The organism is Pseudomonas sp. K5002, from assembly GCF_013386655.1.
In the GTDB taxonomy this organism is placed as follows: Bacteria; Pseudomonadota; Gammaproteobacteria; order Pseudomonadales; family Pseudomonadaceae; genus Aquipseudomonas.
This window is the reverse complement of the sequence record NZ_JACARK010001304.1, coordinates 1-751: the sequence shown is the minus strand read 5'-3', so window position 1 is coordinate 751 and position 751 is coordinate 1. Positions and strand designations below refer to the sequence as shown.

The 751-nt window shown below is 60.7% G+C and carries 1 protein-coding gene and 1 pseudogene; both read right to left on the bottom strand.

Annotated features, from left to right (window positions below; all coding sequences use genetic code 11):
• Window positions 1-485 (bottom strand): ATP-binding cassette domain-containing protein (locus tag HX846_RS35895; protein ID WP_178967311.1); only part of this gene is annotated, 485 nt, incomplete at its 3' end.
• Between the two features lie 13 nt (window positions 486-498).
• Window positions 499-751, bottom strand: a pseudogene (locus tag HX846_RS35890) (succinylglutamate desuccinylase); the annotation flags it as partial.

The window sequence follows — 751 nt, the reverse complement described above, 5'->3', positions numbered from 1 at the left end:
CGGGCAATCGCCACCCGCTGTTGCTGGCCACCCGACAAAAACGCCGGATATTGACCGGCCACCCGCGCCGGCAACCCCACCTTGTCCAGATACCGGCGAGCGCGATCCTCGGCGTCCTTCTTGCTGCAACCCAGCACCCGGCGCGGCGCCATGGTGATGTTCTCCAGCACACTCATGTGGCTCCACAGATTGAAATGCTGAAACACCATCGCCAACCGCGTACGCAGGCGCTGCAACTCAGCATCATCCGCCACGCGCATCCCATGGCGGTCACTGACCATGCGAATCTGCTGCCCATCCAGCGTCATCGCGCCATCATTCGGCTGTTCAAGAAAATTGATACAACGCAAAAAGGTACTCTTGCCCGAGCCACTGGCGCCGATCAAGCTGATCACATCACCGGTCCTGGCCTTGAGCGAGACACCTTTGAGCACCTCATTGTCGCCATAGCTTTTATGCAGGCCTTCAACGGTCAATTTGTACATGGGGCGTGCATCCTCAAGGCGAAAGTAGGTAGCCGCTGCGATAGGCTTCAGTGCCTGCGACATGGGCAATGACCATCCCGGCAGTGGCCATGCGCCGCAGCGAACGAGCGTAAAGCAGCCCGGCATTGCGGCAATGCACTGGCGTTACGCGGTCGGAAATGGGGTCGATGATTTCGGCGATCAGTTGCCCGGCGTCCACGTATTCCCCAGGCAGCGCGCTGAATACCAGCAAGCCGCCCACGGGTGTGGCCACCGGCTCGACGCCC